The 19,666-nt window shown below is 43.0% G+C and carries 16 protein-coding genes; 9 read left to right on the top strand and 7 right to left on the bottom strand.

Features of this window, described 5'->3' with window-relative positions:
* The first annotated feature begins 135 nt into the window (after positions 1 to 135).
* The 4 genes from BUE31_RS11195 (at position 136) to BUE31_RS11180 (ending at position 5,696) form a co-directional block, all read left to right on the top strand.
* The gene (locus tag BUE31_RS11195; protein ID WP_073404241.1) at positions 136 to 1,404 is read left to right on the top strand and encodes a glycoside hydrolase family 27 protein; all 1,269 of its coding nucleotides are present in this window, start codon (positions 136 to 138) and stop codon (positions 1,402 to 1,404) included.
* The gene (locus BUE31_RS11190) at positions 1,401 to 3,353 is read left to right on the top strand and encodes a sialate O-acetylesterase (protein ID WP_073403453.1); all 1,953 of its coding nucleotides are present in this window, start codon (positions 1,401 to 1,403) and stop codon (positions 3,351 to 3,353) included. Before BUE31_RS11195 ends, BUE31_RS11190 begins: the two co-directional genes overlap by 4 nt.
* 77 nt (positions 3,354 to 3,430) lie before the next feature.
* Entirely contained in the window at positions 3,431 to 3,640 is a 210-nt protein-coding gene (locus BUE31_RS11185; protein ID WP_073403451.1) for a hypothetical protein, read from the top strand.
* 130 nt (positions 3,641 to 3,770) lie between these two features.
* Complete coding sequence (locus BUE31_RS11180; RefSeq protein WP_083619700.1) at positions 3,771 to 5,696, top strand: glycoside hydrolase family 127 protein; 1,926 nt, start codon at positions 3,771 to 3,773, stop codon at positions 5,694 to 5,696.
* 113 nt (positions 5,697 to 5,809) lie between these two features.
* Here BUE31_RS11180 and BUE31_RS11175 read toward each other — a convergent pair whose 3' ends face one another.
* The 4 genes from BUE31_RS11175 to BUE31_RS11160 form a co-directional block, all read right to left on the bottom strand.
* Positions 5,810 to 6,547: an SDR family oxidoreductase gene (locus tag BUE31_RS11175; RefSeq protein ID WP_073403449.1), complete on the bottom strand. Its 738-nt coding sequence runs from the start codon at positions 6,545 to 6,547 to the stop codon at positions 5,810 to 5,812.
* 27 nt (positions 6,548 to 6,574) lie between these two features.
* The gene (locus BUE31_RS11170) at positions 6,575 to 7,081 is read right to left on the bottom strand and encodes an SRPBCC family protein (RefSeq protein ID WP_073403447.1); all 507 of its coding nucleotides are present in this window, start codon (positions 7,079 to 7,081) and stop codon (positions 6,575 to 6,577) included.
* Between the two features lie 132 nt (positions 7,082 to 7,213).
* Positions 7,214 to 7,936 carry a pirin family protein gene (locus BUE31_RS11165; RefSeq protein ID WP_073403445.1) on the bottom strand — a complete coding sequence of 241 codons (723 nt, stop codon included), beginning with the start codon at positions 7,934 to 7,936 and terminating at the stop codon, positions 7,214 to 7,216.
* Between the two features lie 429 nt (positions 7,937 to 8,365).
* A complete protein-coding gene (locus BUE31_RS11160; protein WP_073403443.1) occupies positions 8,366 to 8,719 on the bottom strand; it encodes a winged helix-turn-helix transcriptional regulator in 354 nt (117 codons plus the stop codon).
* Between the two features lie 75 nt (positions 8,720 to 8,794).
* On the opposite strand from BUE31_RS11160, the gene BUE31_RS11155 reads away from it, so the two are divergent.
* From BUE31_RS11155 to BUE31_RS31605, 3 genes are all read left to right on the top strand, one after another.
* The gene (locus tag BUE31_RS11155) at positions 8,795 to 9,793 is read left to right on the top strand and encodes a zinc-binding dehydrogenase (protein WP_073403441.1); all 999 of its coding nucleotides are present in this window, start codon (positions 8,795 to 8,797) and stop codon (positions 9,791 to 9,793) included.
* Positions 9,794 to 10,154: 361 nt separating this feature from the next.
* On the top strand, positions 10,155 to 10,574 hold the full coding sequence (locus BUE31_RS11150) for an ester cyclase (protein ID WP_073403439.1): 420 nt from the start codon (positions 10,155 to 10,157) through the stop codon (positions 10,572 to 10,574).
* Between the two features lie 63 nt (positions 10,575 to 10,637).
* Positions 10,638 to 12,575 carry a sigma-54 dependent transcriptional regulator gene (locus BUE31_RS31605; RefSeq protein WP_073403437.1) on the top strand — a complete coding sequence of 646 codons (1,938 nt, stop codon included), beginning with the start codon at positions 10,638 to 10,640 and terminating at the stop codon, positions 12,573 to 12,575.
* Between the two features lie 124 nt (positions 12,576 to 12,699).
* On the opposite strand, the gene BUE31_RS11140 is transcribed toward BUE31_RS31605, so the two are convergent.
* Positions 12,700 to 13,605: an alpha/beta hydrolase fold domain-containing protein gene (locus tag BUE31_RS11140; protein WP_073403435.1), complete on the bottom strand. Its 906-nt coding sequence runs from the start codon at positions 13,603 to 13,605 to the stop codon at positions 12,700 to 12,702.
* A gap of 165 nt (positions 13,606 to 13,770) precedes the next feature.
* Positions 13,771 to 16,152, bottom strand: coding sequence for a tetratricopeptide repeat-containing sensor histidine kinase (locus tag BUE31_RS11135; protein ID WP_143167092.1), 2,382 nt, complete (start codon positions 16,150 to 16,152; stop codon positions 13,771 to 13,773).
* 574 nt (positions 16,153 to 16,726) lie between these two features.
* On the opposite strand from BUE31_RS11135, the gene BUE31_RS11125 reads away from it, so the two are divergent.
* Together BUE31_RS11125 and BUE31_RS11120 are read left to right on the top strand one after the other, a co-directional pair.
* Positions 16,727 to 17,614 carry an NAD(P)H-binding protein gene (locus BUE31_RS11125; protein ID WP_073403429.1) on the top strand — a complete coding sequence of 296 codons (888 nt, stop codon included), beginning with the start codon at positions 16,727 to 16,729 and terminating at the stop codon, positions 17,612 to 17,614.
* A gap of 57 nt (positions 17,615 to 17,671) precedes the next feature.
* On the top strand, positions 17,672 to 18,652 hold the full coding sequence (locus BUE31_RS11120; protein ID WP_073403427.1) for a helix-turn-helix domain-containing protein: 981 nt from the start codon (positions 17,672 to 17,674) through the stop codon (positions 18,650 to 18,652).
* Between the two features lie 63 nt (positions 18,653 to 18,715).
* Here BUE31_RS11120 and BUE31_RS11115 read toward each other — a convergent pair whose 3' ends face one another.
* The gene (locus tag BUE31_RS11115) at positions 18,716 to 19,651 is read right to left on the bottom strand and encodes an aldo/keto reductase (RefSeq protein ID WP_073403425.1); all 936 of its coding nucleotides are present in this window, start codon (positions 19,649 to 19,651) and stop codon (positions 18,716 to 18,718) included.
* Positions 19,652 to 19,666: the final 15 nt, after the last annotated feature.

The following is a 19,666-nucleotide window of genomic DNA, read 5'->3' as shown; positions in this document are numbered from 1 at the left end:
AACCAGTTACGTATTATTTACAATAGAAATCTCATATCGATGACCACAACCTGGAAAATTTTAACTTTTTTAATAGTATTTAGTTTTTGTACATCAATAAAGGCGCAAAAAAGGAATGTTGCGCTAACCCCCCCTATGGGATGGAACAGTTACAATTGTTACGGTATGACGGTTCATGAGGATGAGGTAAAAGCAAATGCTGATTACGTTGCGCAAAACCTGAAGGCGCATGGCTGGCAATATATAGTGGTAGATTTTTTATGGTCCTTTGATAGCCGAAGTGGCGACCCGTTTCAAAAAAGACTTAAAGATGGCTCATATAGCCCCTGGCTGGCAATGGACCAATGGGGGCGTCTAACACCTGATACAATTAAGTTTCCCTCGGAATCTGGAGGTAAGGGGTTTAAGCCATTGGCTGACTATGTCCATTCGCTGGGGTTGAAATTTGGTATTCATATAATGCGTGGCATCCCACGCCAGGCAGTATGGGCAAAATCACCCGTAATGGGCACTAATGGCATAACTGCTGATATGATAGCCGATACTAATTCAAAATGCGCCTGGAACAACCACATGTTTGGCCTAAATATGGTTAAACCCGGTGCGCAGGCATACCTGAATTCAATATTGAAATTATATGCAGGTTGGGGCGTTGATTTTATTAAGGTTGATGACTTATCGGCTCCTTATAGCACTGCGGAGGTTGAGGGCTACAGGAAGGCAATTGATAATTGCGGCAGGGCCATCGTGTTCAGTACGTCACCGGGGGCTACGCCTGTTGATAAAGCTGATAACGTAAAACAAAATGCCAATATGTGGCGGGTGGCCAATGACTTTTGGGACGAGTGGAACGCAGTATTGCAAATGTTTAATTATGGCAAACAATGGGAAGGCGTTGGCGGGCCCGGCCATTGGCCCGATTGTGATATGATACAAATAGGCAAGTTGTCAAAACGGGGCCCTGTAGGTGACGAGCGTTATAGCCGTTTTACAAAAGACGAGGAGTATTCGCATATGACATTTTGGACCATCTTCCGCTCCCCGTTAATTTTGGGCGGCAACCTGCCCGAAAACAGGGAGCAGGAATTGAAACTGTTTACAAACGATGAGGTGATAGCCGTTAACCAACATGGGACCGAACCGCGCCAGTTATACAAAACTAATGATGCTATGGTTTGGTATTCGCACGTGCCCGATAGCAAGGATATTTATGTTGCTTTATTCAACCTGGCGGCAAAGCCGCAGGATGTGGATGTAAACTTTGCCCAACTTGGCCTGGAAGGAAAGGTAGCCGTTCGGGACCTTTGGGAAAAAGAAGATGTAGGCGCCTTTAAAAAAGGATATAAAAAAACAATAAATACGCACGGGGCCGCTTTGTTAAAACTATCGTTACTAAAACAATGAAAATAAACAAATGGATATTATTAGTGTTTTTTACACTGTTCCACTTTTTTCAAACATCCGGTTATGCCCAGGTAACTTTGCCAAAAGTGTTTGGCGACAATATGGTTTTGCAAAGAGGTATAGCTATTCCTGTTTGGGGAAAAGCAACTCCTGGTTCTTTGATTGTTGCAACGCTTGGCAAGGTAAGTACAGATGCAAAAACTGGCAAAGACGGCAAATGGATGTTGCACTTTCCGAAGTTTAAGGCAGGCGGCCCTTATGAGCTCAAAATTTCTGAATCAGGAAAGCCGGAATCTGCGATCAAACTAAAAGGAATCCTTATCGGAGATGTTTGGCTGGCTTCGGGTCAATCCAATATGGAATGGCAGGTACAGCAGGCGCAGAATGCTCCAAACGAAATTGCCAAAGCTGATTTCCCGCAAATTCGCTTTCTTTTGATAGAACATGATATTAAGTTTAGCCCTCAATCTGATTTTTTAGCGGGTAAGTGGAAACTATGCGACACTAATAGTGTGAAGCAGCTCTCAGCTGTAGCCTATTATTTTGCCCGTAAAATACATAAAGAGCAAAACGTACCAATCGGGATCATTCAAAGTAGCTGGGGAGGAACGCCGGTACAAACATGGACAAGCCGGGAAATGCAGCTTACATCACCTGCTACCAGAGCAAAAATGCTTGCTGGCGATACGCTGACTCAAAATGATGTTGTAAAAGACAGCTTAAATATGATACGGTTTTGGGACATCGTTTATCATCCCCAGGGTAATACTGACAAGACCATTCCCTTACCGGAATATGGTGATTCTGGCTGGGCCGCGGTTGAGATGCCTCGCCTGGTTAAGGATTTTGGGATTGGAAAATATGAAGGGATGATGTGGCTACGAAAAAAAATTGTGCTACCCATATCTTTTGCAGGAAAAGAGTTAGTGCTGAATATTGGTCACCCTGAAATGAATTACTCCCTTTATTTTAATGGTGCCGAAATATGCAAAACGATTTGGAATAGCAATCAAAAACAATCTTATACCATTCCGGCCGGTCTGGTTAAAAACGGGGAAAATACCATTGCTATAAGAATGGCTATGCTGTGGGGTGGCGGTGGATTGAACCCTCCGGCCGAAAATATTTATATTACTGATGGTTATTCTAAGATCTCTTTAGCAGGAAAATGGTTGTATAAAACAAATGTTGAGCCAGCCATGCCTAAAATCCATAATTATCAAAATTACCCCGCAGTGCTGTTTAATGCTATGATTAATCCGCTAATTCCTTTTGGGGTCAAAGGATTTATCTGGTACCAGGGCGAGGCAAACGATATTGAAGCTTACCGCTATAGGGAATTATTCCCTATGCTGATCAACGACTGGCGACAACACTGGCATCAGGGTAATCTTCCTTTTTTATATGTTCAGTTGGCAAACTTCAAAAAAGAAGATCCGCTTCCAGCTGAAAGCGAATGGGCTGAATTGAGAGAAGCCCAAACACTAACCCTGTCACAACCCAACGCAGGCATGGCTTGTATAATAGATATTGGCGATGCAAACAGTATTCATCCGATAAATAAACAGGAGGTCGGACGCAGGCTGGCGCTGATAGCGGAAAAAAAAGTATATGGGAAAAATGTTATCGCCTCGGGGCCTATGTATAAAAACTTCGTTATCAAAGGGAAAAATATAATTATAAGGTTTACCGAGACCGGTTCGGGACTTGCAACCCGCGATATAGCTTCACTAAAGGGATTCGCAATAGCCGGAGATGATAAAAAATTCTTTTGGGCATCAGCCCGGATCGAAGGTGATAAGGTAATTGTGAGTTCGGATAAGGTAGATATACCCGTAGCCGTACGTTACGCATGGGCCGACAACCCCGTTTGTAACCTTGTTAACAAAGAAGGGCTGCCGGCCGCGCCCTTCAGAACAGATGAATGGAAGGGAATTACCCAAAAGTGATTTGGTTTACTAACCCCAAAATGGCGGGTTGAGGAAAACAGCAAAGCATTCAATAACATAACAGTAAAAATGCGTAAATGAACAAAATAATGAATTTCATGGCAGTAATGCCATTTATAATGTTGAGTTTTCTGGCATCTGTACAAACTACCCGCGGTAAAAAAGGGGATAGTTATTTTACCAATCTCATCTTTAAGGGAGATTATCCGGATCCAAGTATTTTAAGGGGCGGTAGAGGGATGTACGAGGAAGGCAGCGATCAGTATAATTATCAACGGGGCGGATAAAAGCGGCCTGTAAGCTATGCTGGATGCAGGCGAATTTGAGGCGATTGAAAAATGTCGCTGATGGGTTACATCTAAACTAGCCATCTGGTATATTTATTATCGGTATAATACCTGTTACTAAATTTGCAATATGAAAAAAACAACAATACTTAAAACTATCGTAATCGCCGGCCATTTTATTGCCGTTATGCTCACTTGCAAGCCTGCTTTTTCACAATATATCGGCCAGTATCAAAAAGAACTGACCAACCGGTCTGAAATCACCGCAAAGGCACAAAGCTTTAATTTGCAGGATGTAAGGTTATTAGACAGCCGGTTCAAACAAAACATGGAACGCGATGCCAAATGGATGTTGAGCATTAGTAACGCAAGCTTGTTGCATACTTGGCGGTTAAATGCCGGTATCGCATCTAATGCCAAACCCCTGGGTGGATGGGAATCACCAAATTGTGAGTTACGCGGACATATTATGGGTCATATACTTTCGGGGCTGGCGTTGATGTATGCTTCAACAGGCGATATAGTTTACAAGCAAAAAGCCGATTCGTTGGTGACAGCACTTGCCGAATGCCAGCAAGTTTTGGATGAAGGTGGTTACCTAAGTGCTTTCCCAAAACAATTTATTAATCGGGCAATTAAGGGTGAGTGGGTGTGGGCACCCTGGTATACGATCCACAAAGTGATGGCAGGGCTGACCGATATGTACCTGTATACAGGCAACAAGCAGGCTTTGGATATTGCGGAAAAAATGGACGGATGGGCCTTTCGCAAATTGGAACCTTTAACGCCGCAACAATTGGCTACTATGGAGAAAACGGAGTTTGGCGGAATGAGTGAAGTTGCCTATAATTTGTATGCCATAACAGGAAACAAGAACGATAAACGGTTAGCGGAGCTTTTTTATCATCACGCTATCATGGACCCTTTAGCAAATAAGGAAGATAAATTGGCAGGGTTCCACGCTAATACGCAGATCCCTAAAATAATAGGTGCAGCACGCGGCTATGAGCTTACAAACAACGACACACTAAAAACGATCGCGCAATTTTTTTGGCAAACAGTTATTGATCACCATACTTTTGCCACCGGCGGTAACAGCGATGAAGAGTTTTTCTTTACGCCTGATCAAATCTCGAAACATATTACAGCCACCACCACTGAAACCTGCAACACCTACAATATGCTAAAACTGACACGTCACTTGTTTACCTGGACAGCAGACGTAAAGTATGCAGATTATTACGAGCGCGCTTTATATAACCATATATTGCCATCGCAGGAAGCGGAGACTGGTATGGTAACATATTTACAATCATTAAAGCCTGGTTTGTTCAAGACCTATAGTTCACACGACGACTCCTTTTGGTGTTGTGTTGGCACAAGTTTTGAAAATCATGCTAAATATGCTGAAAGTATTTATTACCATACGGATAATGGCATTTATGTCAACCTGTTTATCCCATCGGAATTGAACTGGGGCGAGAAAGGCTTTAAAATTGTTCAACAAACCCGCTATCCCGAAGAAAGTGTAACTAGTCTTACCGTAAAGGAAGCGCCGTCGCGTATCCCGTTTTCGTTATATATCCGATATCCACATTGGGCAACGTCTGGTGCGAAGATTACAATAAATGGTAAAGTGGTTAAAATATCAGAAAAACCCGGCAGTTATATTGAGTTAAAAAGAGTATGGAAAACCGGTGATGAAGTGGCTGTTAGTTTTCCCATGTCATTACGATTGATCCCTGCAAACGATGACGCAAAGGTGGCCACAATCGCTTACGGCCCATTGTTGCTGGCGGGGGATATGGGTACCAGCGGAATAAACCCACCTGCACCTTTTGCCAGGGACCAGCTGGAATTTGTAAAATATAATATCCCTGAAGATGTTATCAGTTCGCTAACTGTAAAAAAACGGAAATTGACTGAGTGGCTAACACCATTGGCGGGGAAGCAGCTTACATTCGAAACGAAAGACGTGGCGGCCAGGCCCATTCCTCTGATTCCTTATTACCAGATTGATAAACAGCGTTACGTAATCTATTGGAATTTGAAATGACCGAACTACTATTATGAAATGCCGATCTCCCACTTTACATTCGCCTGAAATGCCAAACAGAAAGCAAAACTTATAAATTATTGATAATCAGTGCGAAAGTAAGTTTTGTAATATTACCATGGAATATTTAACGGTTCAGGGAAATATTCTTCACTGATGAACTTCCCGGTAGGGCCCTCCTGTCCGGTAAGCGCGAATTTGGCAATGCGGTTACCTGCTTCTTCCGGCGTGCTGGTGCCTTGGCCACCGGTAAAATCGGTTTTTGTCCAGCCTGGACATACCGCGTTGACTTTGAACGCTGTGTCCCGCAGTTCATAAGCTAAATTAATGGTATACATATTTAAAGCCGATTTGCTCGCCTGGTAGACAGCCAGTTTAAAATCATAGCCCGGGCTTGATGGGTCTGCAGCCAAGGTCAGTGAGCCCATAGAAGAAGTCACGTTGACGATCCTGGGCTCATCCGATCCCCTTAATAAGTCGATAAACGTTTGCGTGACAATGGCGACACCGAATACGTTGGTTTCAAACACGTTCCTGAACTGATCGATCGTTGCATTCAGCGCCGATTGCGGAAAGCCACCGCCAATGCCTGCGTTATTTACGAGTATATCCAACACTTTCGTTTTGTCACCAATTGTGCGACGCGCATCGGCAACTGATTGTTGATCCGAAACCTCCAGTTGAACGGCTTCTACATTATTAAGGCCCTCGCCTTTTAACTTTTCAACCGCGGCTTTGCCGTTTTCCAAATTGCGTGCGCCCAGATAGACGAAGATCCCTTTTTGCGCAAGAATTCTTGCGACTTCGAAACCAATACCTTTATTGGCTCCTGTGACTAATGCAAATTTCATTTTTCGATGTTTTTTATTCTTGTAAAATTAGGATTCCAGGTTTCCCTTACTGATCGTCATCGCTTGTTCAAGCATCCCCTGAAACTCAGGTAAAAGATGTTGTTCAATCATTGCTCTGGCTTCATCGCTTTTAGGCGTAAAAACATATTTCCAGTCGATCAAAACTTTGTCATCTTCAAGCGCAATGAAAACCCAGGCGCCATCTACGCGCTCTACCAGGCTGTTGAGGTTTTCAGAGGAAAAATTCTCCAGTTTATAGGAAAAATAGTTGGGATAGTCGACATGGAGCATGCTTTCAAATGCGGAATTACCGTCAGCAAAAGTCACCGTGCGGGATTTACCGGGTGTGATCCAAAGTTTCTGTTCATCTGTTTTTACGATAGCAGGGATGTTATGATAGCCGGGGAAAATGATATTTAATGGAACCGGTTGAATGTAATCGAAAGCAACCTTGATTGGCGCGTTAACTGTAGCCAGTACTCTGGCCGTAGGGTTATTGATCCTGCTTCTTTCTGTTGAATCTTGAGTTTTCATGTGTTGTGTATTTGTTTATGTAAAAGTTCGGATAACTTTAGCTGAAAAATATCCTGATAAGACATAAAATCAGCTCTATCAGGCGTGCCGCCATCAGGGTGAGTAGCTGGTAAGCCGCCTGGTTAAAAAACATTATTCCGGATCAATGATCGTCTCGATCAATACCAGGTAAACGTTCTCATCCTTTCCGTTAAAGTCCAGGCTTTCCCATTCGGTCACGAACAAAGTATCCCCGGGCTGCAGTTTATTTTCGCCAGCATTGACATAACCTGAAACCACATATATTAACAGTCCGCTATTCGGATTTCGCGCAGTGACACGATAAGTTTCATTCACGCTTAACTTAAGTTCCGAGATCCGGATATCCTGGTCGATCTTTAATGCACCCTCCGCGGACTCCTTAGCCACGATCGTTTTATAATTGGTGTGCCTTGAAGATTTTTCTGATGATTTAAGGACTCTTACGTAAGGCGTAGTATTCGTTTTGGTCGGGGCGATCCATATCTGAAGGTGACGCGCGTCTGCGTCTTTTGAAGTATTGCCTCCTGAGTGATGCAGACCGCTACCGGCGCTGATCAGCTGTACATCACCAGCAGCGTAATTTTCATGGATACCTAATGTGTCTTTGTGTGATTCTTCGCCACTGATCATAATGGTCACGATATCAACATTGGCATGTGGATGCATTCCTAAGCCGCTGCCAGGATGTAGCGTATCATCGTTAAAGACGTAAAGCGGACCAAAATTATCAGGCCGAACAGTTCCCTTTTGACCAAGATTAAAGAGAGTGTATCCTGTAAATTCATTGTTTTTCAGCAAGCCCCTATCGGAGCCTGCAAGTTTGAATGCTTTCATAATATACTTTTGTTATTGTTGGTATTTATCTAAAGCAAATTTCAAGATGTAGTCGACAAAAAAACATCCTTATAGGACTTAAAATCAGCCCTATCCGACAGATGGGTGGGTAAAGGTCTGCTTGATAGTCTATTTAAGATTTGACCGTAGCTGGCCAAAGAAACAATTTACTACAACCTGTCGTTATAGAATTAAAACGAAGGACGCGCTAAGAAAAAAAGTAAATCATTATTTCTGTGTTTGCTAGCCATAGACTACTATTAGTGGGCCAAAAAAATACCTGAGTCTGTTAATTTTTTTTCAAGTATGGTTAACAACTACCTCAAACGCACAATCCGATCCGAGCCTGGCCAAAAAGAATTATAATGAGGGCAATTATCCCTCCTCATTAGCTGCTGAGGTTCAAGCTTATCATACTATATTGGTATGCTACTGAATATTATACTTTAACGACCATTTCACCATTTCAGTGATAACAGCCTCCAGGTCTTGACCACTGTCGGTTAAACTATATTCCACATGCGGGGGAACAACTGGCATCGCTTTCCGATTAATAATGCCATCGACCTCCAGCTCCTTCAAAGTTTGAATAAGCATTTTTTCGCTGATCGGCGGAATAGCTCTTTTTAATTCCCCATAACGTTTAGTACCTGAAAATAACTCACGGATCACCAGTGGCTTCCACCGGTTGCCCATCTTATTGGCAATAAAGGTTACCGGGCATTTAGTGGTGACAAGTCTTTTATTAAGCTGATTGGTAGAACTTTCTTTTACTGTTGCCATGATACACACTTTTTAGTAGGTACTTGATATAAAGTGTGTACAAAGATAACTTTGTTTTGAAATAAAAAAAATCAAATGAAAGCAATAACAATTATCGGTAAGGGGCGGGTCGCTTTGAGCGAAGTGGCTCAGCCTGAAAAGGCAGCAGCAGGCTATATAATCATCAAGATGAAATCTATGGGTATTAATGCCGGCGATAAATTTTTTATCAGCGGGAATTTTCCGCCCGGCATGTTTACCGAGAGCCAGCATGCTATCGCCGGCGTATCCGGCGTTGGAAAGGTGATCGCGATAGGTGAACGCGTTCCGGAAAAATATTTAAACAAAAACGTAACGGTTTACCGTTCATTAACAAACGGTCAGGAGATAGTTGGTACCTGGAGTGAATATGCGCATTTGCCGTATTTACAATGTGCCATCCTGCCTGATCAAGCCGATCCGGACGAATATGCCGGGGTGCTGGTAAATATCATTACAGCCTATGGGGCCTACAAACAGGCAATAAAGGAAGGACATAAGGGTATGGTTGTGACCGCAGGCAATTCTGATACCGGAAAAGCCATGCTGGGATTTTGCCTGGATGCAGGATTTCCTGTAGTTGCAATCGTAAGAAACGAAGAAGCCAAACAGGATCTGGAAAAACTTGGCGCTCAACATGTACTGATTCAAGGAACGCCACAATTTAAAAAACAATTCGCTGAACTATCGGCTGAGTTAAAAACGACAGCTGTATTTGATGGTGTGGGCGGAGCGCTGCTTAGCGAGATACTAGAGCTGGCCCAGGCGGGTACAACTATTTATGCTTATGGTTTCCTGGGTGGTGGCACACCTGTTTCTTTCCATACCGGGATCCTTGTAAAGGGAATAACCATTAAAGGATTTAGTAATTTTAAGACCGAAACGGTTCAAGATCATGCGCAATTAGCAGTTGCACTGGCGGAGATCAGTAAAGTGTTACATCTGCCTCATTTCAGGTTCAATATCGGCAAAAGATTTAGTTTCGATGAAATCGACCAGGCGCTTGGTTATGTCGCATCAACGGCTGGCAAAGCTGCATTAACCATTGAAAGTTGATCCTCCAAACAGCGAATATTATGAAAGAGCAGTATTTCAGTACTGCTCTTTTTGTTACAAGCATAATGGTTCTCAGCGTATTCCAAACAATATTGAGATAGACTTTGGGTAGTATCTCAGTTTGAAAATAAATATTGTTTTGCTTGACTGTTCATGGTTAACTTAATTTATGTCAAAAAAAATTACCCTACAGATTTTGGTAAAACACACAAAATATTAACGGTAGGCCCTGCAATGGAGACAGGATTAGCTAAATATCTATTGGGCATAGATGAAATAGTAAGGTAGCGGATTAATTCCAAAAACTTATTCATAAATTTATGCCACCTAACAGGTGGCTTTTTTATATAACTCATAACACATGGCAACAGACAATAAAGTATTTATGGACAAATTTGTCCAGTTCATAAACACAGCTGACGCAAATCTTGGTGAGGAACTTATCTCACCTGATGCAATTTTTCACGTACCTGGACGGCCTGAACCATTAAAGGGATTAGAAGGGTATATGATGATTATAGGAATGATGCGTAGTGGCTTTTCGAATATTCAATGGACAATAAACGACCTTGTTATAGATGAAAATAAGGTGGCGGCTTTGTTCACAATGACAGGGACGCATGACGGTGCTTTCTATGGTGTTCCACCTACTGGTAAATCGATTAATGTAAAGGCGATCAATATTTACCATCTGTCGGATGATAAAATCGTAACCGAATATGGGCAACCCGACTTAATGGGACTAATGATGCAAATAGGAGCCCTGCCGCCACCTAATTAAATAAATTCAAACTGAGACACTACCAGATTTTCAGAATTGCCAGGTAATCGCTACTTTAAGTTGATGAATGCAAGTATTTTGATCGTTGAAGACGAGTTCATTGTCGCAAGTGACCTATCCGATATGGTTACGAAGGCTGGTTACCAAGTTTGTGCAGTTGCAGATACGGTACAATCTGCTAAAAAAGCGGTCGATCAATATCAACCGACCTGGGTTTTGCTTGATATATTTCTTCAGGACGGATCCATGGGAACCGAGCTTGCGCCCTATCTTCAAGATAAAGGTATTGGGTTCATTTATATTTCTGCAAATACCAATCAAAGCGTATTGGAGGCGGCGACCGCCACAAATCCTTACGGTTTCCTGGTCAAGCCTTTTCGTGAAAAGGATCTTTTGCTTATGCTGGAAATCGCGCGCGGTAAACATGAAAGCATTTTAGAGTTTTCTTCTCAACGTGAAGCACTGCTTCAGCAGGGTTTATGGTCATTGACAGATGATAAGACGCCCTACGAAAGCAAATTAGAAAACACACCTGTTGCATTTCAGTCACTGATACCTTTCGATTTTATGACCTATGAATTTTGGCCGGCGACCGGAAATAACCCTGTGTCCGGGGCATATCTTCGCAGTGGTTTTAATGAATACCAGGCTTTGGCCGGATCAAATCTTCGTTTACCCAATAATACTTCAATTTTCAGGGGAAAGTCTGGTGATCAAGGGAAAAGACCCGAAGCTAAAGTATTCTCCGGCGTATCCTTTACGGACCTGATCGATCAGCAACTTTGGGGAATAAGCCAGTCGCTGAAAAGCGATCTGCGTTCTGCTTTGCTATTTGAATGTGAAAGCAACGCTGGCTGTCTTCAACTCTGGTTCTTTAACAAAGGCGATGGTGTCTATGAACATTCTCATAAAAGGCTTCTAATCAATTCTGAGAAGTCAATATTTCGCCTCTTCCGGCAACTTTCCCTGACGCCTCCATCCGGCAATAGCAGTATTCCACGACAAGCAAGAAGGGTTCAGCCAATTAACCCTTTACATAAGTTCGAAGGAATAGCCGGACGCAGTGCAGCGCTGCTTCACCTGCTGGACAATGTGGAAATGGTCGCTGTTACAAATGTAACAGTCCTCTTGCTGGGAGAGAGCGGTACAGGTAAAGAAAAGGTCGCCAAAAATATTCATCTTTTATCGTCAAGAAGATCGAAGCCCTTTGTAACTGTCAACTGCGCAGCGATGCCGGCAAACCTGATGGAATCGGAGTTGTTCGGTCATGAAGTTGGAGCCTTTACTGGAGCAACCGCGAAACGTATTGGCAAATTTGAAGGGGCGAATGGCGGGACGATCTTTCTTGACGAGATCGGCGAGTTACCGCTCGAATCACAGGTTAAACTGCTGAGGGTTTTGCAAGAGAAACAACTGGAGCATATCGGAAGCAGTAAGACGATCAGTGTCGATGTAAGGATTATAGCCGCCACCAACCGAAACCTGGAGCAGGAAGTCGGAGAAGGGCGGTTCCGCCTCGATCTGTTCTATCGTTTGAACGTTTACCCCATCACTTTACCACCATTAAGGGAACGCGGCGAGGATATTCTGATACTCGCCAAATACTTTATTGAAAAAAGTGCTGCGAATCTGGGGCGGACATCTATTCCTGAGCTGAGCGCCGCTGCATTAAAGCAGCTTTCCGAACACACCTGGCCGGGAAATATACGTGAACTGGAGCACCTGATGGAACGCACGCTGATCAAAACAAAAGACCCGGTAATCGGAACTGTTGAATTGCCGGGCTGCACTTCCGGTCATCTCACATTATCATCTGTTTCAGACACAAAGAAAACACTACAACAGATAGAGACAGAACACATTTTATCTGTGCTAAAAAAATGCAATGGGAAGATTAACGGGCCAGGTGGAGCCGCGGAGGTTCTTGACCTGCCGGCAAGTACGCTTACCTCAAAAATGAAAAAGCTTGGAATAAAAAGAACATCAAATTACGATAGTTAATATGGCTTTCCTGAGATTCTCCGGAGAATGTTAATAGGATAAAGAGGTACATTTTGGGGCGATAATAGTAATGGCCGAAGGTACCAGCCGCATCCGTGAGCCATTACTTCTGAATTGAAAAAAATTAATTAGCGGATAAAAACTCTTTGATATCGTTAATTGCAGCAACTGATTCTTTTGAATGAATGTCTGAAACTAACCAGACGTGCTTCTGTCCTGGATATTCTTTAAATTTTGCGTTTTTCTGGATCGGTTTGATCACCGCGTAAAAGTTTCTTGAATCATCGTTCAGAACCTCATCGGTTCCAACCAATAAGGATACAGGTGGAAATTTCTTGAACTTTAATTCGCTTGGATCAGCTTCCTTTAACCTGTTGGGTGCATATAATTCAGCATGCTCATGCAGCATTTTCTTGCTCAATATTGGGTCAACTGCCTGCTTAGTTATATAAGAGCCATTTTGAGTCTTCAGATCTATCCACGGAGATATTAAAGCCAGTGAGCTCGGCAAGGATACATTTTCATCGATGCAGTTATGCACCAATGTTACAGCCAAACCGCCTCCTGCACTATCTCCGATGATGGTGAATTTATAGCCGGGATACTTACTTTTTAGTTCCTTGTAAACGTTGAATATTTCATTGTTTGCGGCAGGGAAAGGTTTCTCCGGCGCTAATGAATATTCAACATACAGAACAGCTGCGTTCAATTCCTGTGCCAGGTGGCTGACCATCGCCCTATATGAGTTGATGCTGCCTAAAGCGTAAACACCGCCATGTAAATAAATAATGATCCGTTTCTGATGAGTAAGACTTTGGTTAAACCAGTAGCTTTTCACGCCTGCGATTGACGTTTCAGTAATGGTAACTTTTTCGGCCGGCGGATATATTTTCCCCAGCGTCTCATAGTAGGCTCTTTCCTGCCCGATCTTGGCCATAGTGCTGTCGGCAATGCTTTGTGCCTTTGATTCTGAGATGTTCAGCAATAAGATGCTTAACAGCATAAGCGAAGTTAATTTTAATGTTTTCATAGTATTTAATATGGATGATTAATTTATTGAGGCAAAATTAAAAGCCAGCGCACGCGGGAAATAATCGAATAAGACACAAGAACAGTCCGAAACGGCAATTTAAATTCTGGATAGATCAGACTCAGAGACTATGAAAAATGATGATGATGCCGTCGGGGAACCCAATCAATTGGAGTTGACGCGATCAATGTTGAAATTCTTAAACTTCTTCGCTATTCTCAACGGGAAGCGAATGGCAATCCTGGTTCCGGGGTTACTTTCTAACTGGAAATTTCCTTTCAGCTGTGCGCTCAGTCCGCGCATGATCTTAAAACCTAATGATTCTGTTTTAAACGGATCAAGGTCATCAGGGATCCCTTTTCCATTATCAGCAATTTCCAGGAGTAATGTTTGTTCATCGATCAGTTTTAAGCCAAGCGAAATTGCGCCACCTTTTTTATCGAACGCGTATTTGATGCTATTTGTTATTGCTTCATTCAGGATCAGACCAATCGGAACGGCCTGCTTCAAATCTATGTCAATGGGTTCTATGTTCTTATTAAATATAATAAACTGGGCAGGAAGATCGAACACGTCACGTAAATGGCTGATCAATTCGGAAACGTAAGATTGCATATTCAGGCTAGCCAGATTGTTTCCGTTAGAAAGTTTCAGGTGAATCAGTGAAATCGCCTGGATACGGTTTCGGCTGATCTTTATGGCATCCAATACTTCTGCCTTGCTTGTTGAAGAAGTTTGGAAATTGAGTAAACCTGTTATAACCTGCAGATTATTTTTGACCCGATGATGCACTTCTTTTAATAGCCAATCTTTCTCGGTTAGTAATATTTCCTTCTCAGCCAACAACAGGTCTTTATCTTCTAAAAGGCTTTTCAGGGAAACGTTTTGATGGTCTATTTTTTCCTTCTGAAACTCCAGGTGCCTGTTGATTTTTTGTTTCTTTCGATAAGCCCAATACGCCAGACAGGCAAGTATCAGTATTGCTGCAATGCCGCCGAGTGTAATGTTCCTTTCAAGTTTTGTATTTTGTACCAGAACAGACTGTGCCCTTTGCTGACTCTTCAGGATTACCAGATCCTTTGAGCGCTGATCTTCCGCATATCTTGCCTTTAGGCCGGCGATCTGATTTGCGGAACTCGCGTTGAACAATGACTCATGAAGCCTATGATATTTCTGTAAATGCCTTATACCGGAAATATAGTTACCCGATGCCGAATCGATCCGGTATAAAGCCAGGTGTACATCACTTTCTGAAGCAGGTGAGATGAATTTTTTCGGTAGCGCCAGAACCTTTTCAAAGTAAGGCCTTGCTTTTTCAAATCTGTGGGCTCCAATATAAAAGTCTCCAATAGTTTTGTTATACGTTTGAAGGAACAGGTGAGCATTATTTCCGAATGTTTTCTTCTTTTCCAGCGTATCGAAAGTGCTCATCATTTTTAAAAACCAAATTTCAGCTTTATCCGGTAGTCCAATGTTACTGTACACCAGTCCGTAAGAACAATAGATATTTATTCTGTCAATATCCTTTACCGAGGGCATTGCCCGGTCAGCTTTGATCAGATATTGCAGCAGTCCGGCGGTGCTTTTCAGCTTCACCCGATCATCAATTACACACAGTAGAGCAATAGAATAGTCGGATTGTGATTTGGTTTTCCTTGTTGAAGCCAGTGACCCCTCTAAATAGGGCAATGCCTCTGCGTACATTTCAAGGTTATAGAACTGCCGGCCCAGTGAATTAGTAGCAACGGCGATCAAGCGGTCATCGTTGATCATTTTCGCCGACTTTAATGCTTCAGAATTAAAATATAATGCCTGCTGGGTATTTCCCATTTTCCAGTAGAGACTGGCCAGTTCGATTTCGCAAGAAATCTTTTCAAAGCCCCTTCCAGCTTCTTTAAAATAACGATAAGCCTTCGACAATTCGTCGGCAGCTTCTGTAAGCCTGCCTTCCTTGGTGAGTATAATGCTGATTGCTTTCCTTGCATTTGCAACCCCGTAATTATTACTGAGCTTTTGGTACAGCAATTCCGCCTTTACATTGCAGCTTACAGCCCCGCGAAAATCTTTCGTCAACTCCCTTAGGATCATTCCATGATCTTTCCAACAATCGGCTTCGCCTTCGAGATCATTTGCTTGGTGAAATGTTTCGATCAAAGCATTATAGCCTTGCGCAGCGCCGGTAGTGTCTTTACTGAAGATCAGTTTGTTTGTCAGTAAAGTCTGACGACATTTTAACTCCAAACTTAACGAACGGATCTTTTTTGCCAGCACTATACCTGTATTCATCAGCGACTTTGCACTGTCCAATTGCTTATTAGTGGCATCCGGTTTATTGATAAGGTAATTACTTAAGTGGATCATGGACTTAACCCTTAGAGAATCGGGTTGCTTGCGAAGGAGCTCCTTCTTTAATAGCTGGGTCGAATCTATAGGGATACTGTTGGCCTGACATGGAAGAGCAAACAGCAAAAAGCATACAATAGCAAGCAATCGGCTATGAACCGTTTTATTTTTGATATTGGCTATTTTGCGCTGTCTTGTTTCCACAATCGTGATATTTCTCAGATAAAGATAAGCAATGATTTGATGACGAAAAGAACGTGGGTATCCCTCATACCGAATAACACGGTTTCTGCCAGGCCATACGATTCGTTAGTATAACGCCATTTTCGATTATTCACGAAAATAAATAACGAAATACCGTTACTGTATATCCATGTAATTGATTTTCAATCACTTGAAATAACGGTACGCTTATAGCTAACAGGTAGGGGAAGAACAGTTTTATACACACTAAAAATACTAGCTATGGAAACGATGTTTATATTCTCCCATGTGATAATGGTCATTTGTGTACTCGTAATCATGCGGGAAGCATTTACCTTCTCAAATTACGGGGAAGAAATATCGGAACACCACCTGATCCACCAAGGGGCCAATGCGAAGCCACGTAGGCTCTTAACCAAGATGTATTTATCAATGATCGCAATGGCCCTTAGCTACTTCTTTGCTTTAAGGGTGTGGTAAAATCAAATTCTTAAAATCAAATACACACTTTTAGGTAGGTACTTGTATAAAAGTATGTATCAATTTAACTTTGACTTATATTAAAACAGAAATCATGAAAATAGTAACAACCGGCTCGCTGGGAAATGTGGCCAACTTAGTAGTAAAAAAACTGATCACTGCCGGACATAACGTGACTGTGATCACTTCGAAATCCGAACGAACTGCACCAATAGAAGCCTTGGGCGCAACAGCCGCGGTCGGATCAATCAGCGACGCCGATTTTTTAACAAAGACATTCGAAGGATCAGACGCTGTTTTTACAATGGTCCCCCCGACTATGGGCACAACGAATATGATCGAAAATATTGCCAATGCAGGAAAGGCTTATGTTAAGGCGATCCAAACTGCGAACGTTAAACGAGTGGTCATGCTGAGCAGCGTGGGGGCAGACGCCGCTGAAGGAACCGGACCGATTCGGGGAGTTCATCATATCGAAGAGTCGTTTAAAACGCTCACTCAAGTCAATCTTACCGTGTTGCGCTCAGGCTTTTTTTATTCTAACTTTTTCCGCGATATACCGCTGATAAAAGCCAGAAATACTTTTGGCAATAATTACAAAGGCGATGACAGGCTGCTGCTGACACACCCGGATGACCTTTCTAGGGCCATTGCTCAGGAACTGCAAATTAAAGGAAACGGCCATGAGGTTAAGTACGTGATCAGCGACATTTCAACCGGGAATAAGATTGCCTCGATCCTGGGCCAGGCCATTGGCAAGCCTGAATTGGGCTGGTCTCAGGTACCGGACGATATATTGCAGCAAGGGTTAACATCTGCCGGTTTGCCTGCAGAACTGATCGGCTTAGTGGTAGAAATGGGTCAGGGTGTCCGTACAGGCATCATCACCCGGCACTTTTTTGAATCTGGCCAGAAAGTATCCGGCCGGATAAAAACAGAACAATTTGCGAATGAATTTAAGGAAAAATACGAGCAGGCTTAAAACGGCAATCGCAGGATCATTGCTATTATCTGACTTGATCATTTAACATCTACCGTTATGACATTCAATTTTTCAGCGACACCCGACTTTGATTTTATGACCAGCTTTGCGCGGCATATTCAGGCGACCGTGCACGATGGTGTTTTAGAAATCCCCGAAAAGCTGGGTCATGGCTATATCCGTAAACTGATGTTCGGCCCCGATTTCAGAATCACAATACACCATTATACGCTCAAAGAAGACCTGATCATTAAACGCAACCCATCCGGGCTTGGCAATGACCTGATCACCGTTTTCTTTTACACCAATGAGCAATCACTCGGGATCGCCTATAACAATACGCCGCAAATCACATTTTCCGAACAGGATGATTCAGCGATACAGGTGACGTCAAATGATCTTGCCTCAACTATCCGGTTTCCGGCCAATGAACGTGTTCATTATATGGTTGTGGCCATTAAGCCCCGGCGGCTCACGGAACTGATAGCATTTGATCAGCCTAATTCAACGTTACAAACGATCAGCGCCAACGGAAGCTCCTTTCTTTACTTTGAGAACATGTCGGTAGAAACGAAACTTTTACTGAAGAACCTGATCGCTGTCGACCTGAAGGACACCTTAAGCAACTTTTATATGCAGATCAAAGTGCAGGAGTTGCTTTACCAGGTATTCTATAAATTATCCCTTCGTGAAAATAGCGACCAACAGACCATTAACAGCGCAGACGCCGCCAGATTGCTATATATCCGTAACGAAATTATCCGTGATCTAAGCCATCCTCCTGTCTTACGTGAACTGGCCTATATCGCTGCTATGAGCGAAACCAAACTTAAGCAGCTTTTCAAGCAAACTTTCGGAATGACGATCTATACCTATTTTCAGCAGTCGAGAATGGAGGAGGCTGCCTTTTTGTTAAAGAAAGGAAAGCGCTCTGTTGCCGAGGTGGGCTACGAAATGGGCTTCTCAAACCTCAGCCACTTTAGCCGGCTGTTTGAAAAACATTACGGCCTGAATCCTAAAAGATTCTCCTATTCCTGACAGCCTATCACAAGCGATCTTTTGTTATAAAAAAAGAGCAGTCCTTCCGGGCCGCTCTTTTCTTTAGCCTTTGATCCTGTCAAGTTCCGCTACTTCTTCAGCAGAAAGCTGGATGTCGGCCGCGGCAATATTCTCCTTTAACCTATTTACTTTGGTAGTACCGGGGATCGGCACAAAACCGGGATTTTGATGCAACACCCAAGCCAGCGCAAGCTGTGCCGGAGTTATCTGTTTTCTATCCGCAAAAGCAGTAAAAACATTGATTAGTTGGGCACTGGCTTCCCTGTTCTCCTTTGTAAATTGCGGAAATCTATTCCTTACATCGTTTGCGTTAAAAGTGGTGTTACTATCGATCGCACCAGTTAGGTAACCGTGACCTAACGGACCGTAGGCGACAAAGCCTATACCGAGTTCTTTCAGGACAGGGAACACGGATGTTTCTGGCTCTCGGTTCCAAAGAGAATATTGACTTTGCAAAGCCGCTACCGGTTGTATAGCATGTGCCTTACGGATGCTATCAGGATCGGAAGCTGACAAGCCAAAATGCAAAACTTTTCCTTCTTTAATCAAGTCTTTGACGGTACCCGCTACCTCTTCTACTGGTACAGCCGGGTCTGGCCGGTGCTGATACAGCAAGTCGATCCGGTCGGTTCTCAGACGTTTCAACATATCTTCACAAACTTTGCGAATATGCTCAGGTTTGCTGTTAAGCGACATTTTTTTAGGATCCTGCGCGTCAAATTCAAATCCGAATTTCGTAGCAATGACTACCTTGTCTCTCATAGAATATAATGCGTCACCTACCAATTCTTCGTTGGTGTAAGGGCCATACATTTCTGCGGTATCGAAAAAGTTGATCCCGCTGTGTACCGCCTGATGCATCAAGCTTATCATATCTTGCCTGTCGACGATATTGCCGTAACCGAAACTCATGTTCATACAGCCAAGCCCTAAAGCAGAAACTTCAAGGCCCGTATTACCTAATTTTCTTTTTTCCATTGTATTTGATCATTT

Source organism: Mucilaginibacter sp. OK098, assembly GCF_900142915.1.
Lineage (GTDB): Bacteria > Bacteroidota > Bacteroidia > Sphingobacteriales > Sphingobacteriaceae > Mucilaginibacter.
This window is presented reverse-complemented; position numbering and strand designations above follow the sequence as displayed.